Here is a 3,570-nt window from a genome sequence, read left to right as displayed (position 1 = left end):
GCGGGATAGGCGGGCGCGGCGACGAACTGTGCCGCCTGCGCGCTGGCGCGGGCCAGGCGCAGCCGCCGGTCGCCTTCCTCAAGCTCGATCTCGGCCAGGTCGCCGTCCTTGAGAAGGGCGGCGAGTGCGCGCAGCACCTCGGGGTCGAAGGAGAGACTCATGCTTCCTGCTCCACAATCTCGGCGATCGCCTGAAGCGCCAGCCGGTAGCCGGTGAAACCAAGGCCGCAGATCACGCCGCGCGCGGCCTGCGATACGTATGAATGATGGCGGAACGCCTCGCGCTGATGGATGTTGGACAGATGCACCTCGATGACCGGAAGGTCGACCGCGTGCAGCGAGTCCATCAGCGCGATCGAGGTGTGCGAGTAGCCCGCCGGGTTGATGATGATGCCGGCGGCGCGGCCGCGGCATTCCTGCACCCAGGTGATCAGCTCGCCTTCGCCGTTGGTCTGGCGGAAATCGATGGCGAGGCCCAGCTCCTCGGCCGCCTCGGCGCAGAGCGCCTCGAGATCGTCAAGGGTCTGGATGCCGTAGATTTCCGGCTCGCGCAGCCCCAGCATGTTCAGGTTCGGGCCGTTCAGCACGGCGATCAGCGGTACAGGCATGATGCGCGCCTATCACAGGCCGGCGGAAAGGGAAACCGGCGAGGGTTCGAGCGTGGTCTTTCCGGCGGGCGAATCGAGGATATAGGTCGGCAGGGCATGGCCGGAAATCGTGCCGCGCAGGGCGGCGATCAGCGCCCGGCCCTCGACGATCGGCACGCGGAAGCGGGCGGTGCCGGGGGCGGGGTCGAGCTGGTGCAGGTAATACGGTTTCACGCCGCATTCGAGCATGGTCTCGAACAGGGCGCGCAGCGTGTCCGCCGAATCGTTGACGCCGCGCAGCAGCACCGACTGGCCGAGCAGCGGAATCCCGGCGCGGCGCAGCGCCCTCAGCCCGGCGCGGGCCTCGGCGCCGAATTCGCGCGCGTGGTTGGCGTGCAGCACGAGGAAGAGCGGCGGGTCGAGATCGAGCGCCGCGAGCAGCGCCGGCGTGATCCGCGCCGGATCGGCCAACGGCACGCGGGTGTGCAGCCGCAGCCGGCTTATATGCGGGATCGCGCGCAGCCGGGCGAAGATCGCGCCAAGGCGGCGGGGCGAGAGGATGAGCGGGTCGCCGCCGGTCAGGATTACCTCGCTCACCGCATCGTGATCCGCGAGCCAGCGGAACGCCGCCTCGAGCTCTGCTTCGGACAGCACGCCACCCTCCGGGCCGACATGCTCGCGGCGGAAGCAGAACCGGCAATAAACCGGGCAGGCAAGGGTGGGCTTGAGCAGCGCGCGGTCGGGGTAGCGGTGGACGATGCCGGGCACCGGGGAGAGCGCGTCATCGCCGATCGGGTCGGCGCGCTCGTGGGGGGCGGTTTCGAGCTCGGCGGGGTCGGGGATGAACTGAAGGCCGATCGGGTCCGCCGGATCACCGATCAGGGCGGCGAGCGGTGCCGGGATCGCGGTGGCGTAGCGCGCGGCGACGGCCTCGAGCCCCGCGCGGGCGGAAGGCGGGGCGAGCCCGGCCTCGATCAGCTGGTCTGCGGTGCGGAGCGTGGGAGTGGCCATGCGGCGGTGCTATCCTGCGGCGCATGGCCAGACAAGCATGGGACCCCGACCGCCTCGCCGCCCGGCTGCCCTTCCTGCGGCGGCGCGGGCTGCTCGCGCAGGCGACGCGCGCCTTCTTCACCGCCCGCGGATATATCGAGGTGGAGACGCCCTGCCTCGTCCCCGCGCCGGGCGAGGAAGTGCATCTCGCCGCCCTGTCGACCATTGTGCATGCGCCGGATGGCGCGGCGGCGCGGAAATGGCTGCATACCAGCCCCGAATTCGCGATGAAGAAGCTGCTCGCCGGCGGCGCCGGGCGGATGTTCCAGCTCGCCCGGGTCTGGCGCGACCATGAGGGGTCGGACACGCATGCGCCCGAATTCACCATGCTCGAATGGTATCGCCCGGGGGCCGATTTTTCCTCCATGATCGAGGAGACGACGCAGCTCCTCCGCGCCGTGCTGCCGCCGGTCGTGACGTGCCGGGGGGTGACGACCGATCTTGCCGCGATCGAGGTGCTGAGCGTCGCCGAGGCCTTCGCGCGCCATTGCGGTGTCGATGTGCTGGCGAGCGTCGGCGATGCCGACCGGCTGGCCGCCGATGCCGGGGTGGCGCGCCGCGACGGCGAGGACTGGGAGGACCTGTTCTTCCGCCTCATGCTCGGGCGGATCGAACCGCATCTCGGTCGCCAAAATCCGACCTTCCTGACCGACTGGCCGGCGCCGCTCGCCGCCCTCGCGCGGCGGCGGGCGGACGATCCGCGCGTCGCCGAGCGCTTCGAGCTGTATGTGTGCGGGATGGAGCTTGCCAACGCGTTCGCCGAGCTGACCGATCCGGTCGAGCAGCGGGCCCGCTTCGAGGCCGACCGGGCGCGGCGGCACGCGCTGTATGGCCGCGAGGACTGGCCGCTCGATGAAGATTTCGTGGCGGCGGTGGGGCGGATGCCGGATTGCGCGGGGATTGCCCTGGGGTTCGACCGCCTGGCGATGATCGCCGCCGGCGCCGCGCGCATCACCGATGTGTTATGGCTCTGATATAAGCCGGAAACGGACCCACTGTAGACATTCCACATCACCAACGGGCCAAGGCCCGGAGACGAGGAGCGTGCGATGCGAAGGAAGCTTGTTCTGGCTGCGCCGGTCGTGGCCCTGGTTCTGGCCGGCTGCGCGGTGGGGCCAAGCCTTGCCGAGCGGATGTCGGCCTATGTCGGGCGGCCGGAATCGGCGCTGGTGGCCGCACTCGGCGTGCCGGACCGCAAGATCACGGTCGATGGCAAGACCTATTTCGCCTATGTCGAGCGGTCGTATTCCTACCAGCCGGGCTTCGTGCCGCCCTATCCGGGCTTCTACGGCCCCTATTACGGCCCGTTTTTCCAGCCCGATACCTATACGCGGCAATGCACCGTCACCTTCGCGCTCGAGGGCGGCATGGTGAAATCCTTCACCTTGCGCGGCAACGATTGCTGACCGCCCCGCCGCCGGCGCTGCCTGCCTCGCCGCTCTGGCTGCCCTTCGCGCCCGGCCCCTACCGGCCGGCGATGGGGCTGATCGCCCGTCCGCCCGCGGAACTGACCGCCTTCGGCGCCGACTACCCTGCGCAGATGGCGGAACGCCGGGCGCTGCTCGGCCTGCGCCGGGCCGAGGTGTTCGGCGCGCTGCCGTCCAGCGAGGCGGCGCGGCGCGAGACATTGCTCCTGGTCGCCGGCCACCTGCTCGCCGATCGTGCGCCCTGGTTCGCCCTGGCCGGCGCGATGCTGGAAAACCGCCTCACCGGCGAGCGGTGGAACCTTGCGGCGCCGGAATGCGACCCGCTCGAACTCGCCGGAAGGCTGGTGCAGGAGGATCTCTGCCTGCTCGACCCGGCGACGGCGACGCTCACGGCGGCGGTGCTATGCTTTCCCTCGCGCTGGCGGCTGGCGGACAAGCTGGGCCGCGACCTTGCCGCCATCCATGCTTTCCCTCGCGCTGGCGGCTGGCGGACAAGCTGGGCCGCGA

General features: G+C 70.5%; 5 protein-coding genes. 3 read left to right on the top strand and 2 right to left on the bottom strand.

The annotated features are described in order from the left end of the window. Positions 1-157: 157 nt before the first annotated feature. The gene (aroQ, locus tag APM_RS10960; protein ID WP_007423443.1) at positions 158-607 is read right to left on the bottom strand and encodes a type II 3-dehydroquinate dehydratase; all 450 of its coding nucleotides are present in this window, start codon (positions 605-607) and stop codon (positions 158-160) included. A gap of 12 nt (positions 608-619) precedes the next feature. Further along, the gene (locus APM_RS10955) at positions 620-1,597 is read right to left on the bottom strand and encodes a lysine-2,3-aminomutase-like protein (protein ID WP_007423442.1); all 978 of its coding nucleotides are present in this window, start codon (positions 1,595-1,597) and stop codon (positions 620-622) included. 23 nt (positions 1,598-1,620) lie between these two features. On the opposite strand from APM_RS10955, the gene epmA reads away from it, so the two are divergent. The 3 genes from epmA to APM_RS10940 form a co-directional block, all read left to right on the top strand. Next, entirely contained in the window at positions 1,621-2,610 is a 990-nt protein-coding gene (epmA, locus tag APM_RS10950; protein ID WP_007423441.1) for an EF-P lysine aminoacylase EpmA, read from the top strand. Between the two features lie 75 nt (positions 2,611-2,685). Then, positions 2,686-3,042: a hypothetical protein gene (locus tag APM_RS10945; RefSeq protein ID WP_007423439.1), complete on the top strand. Its 357-nt coding sequence runs from the start codon at positions 2,686-2,688 to the stop codon at positions 3,040-3,042. Next, on the top strand, positions 3,036-3,570 hold a 535-nt coding region (locus tag APM_RS10940), incomplete at its 3' end, for a heme-dependent oxidative N-demethylase subunit alpha family protein (protein ID WP_007423440.1). The genes APM_RS10945 and APM_RS10940, both read left to right, overlap by 7 nt.

This window comes from Acidiphilium sp. PM (assembly GCF_000219295.1).
Classification (GTDB): Bacteria; Pseudomonadota; Alphaproteobacteria; order Acetobacterales; family Acetobacteraceae; genus Acidiphilium; species Acidiphilium multivorum.
Note: the sequence above shows the minus strand (reverse complement) of the source record. Positions and strands in the feature narration are given on the sequence as shown.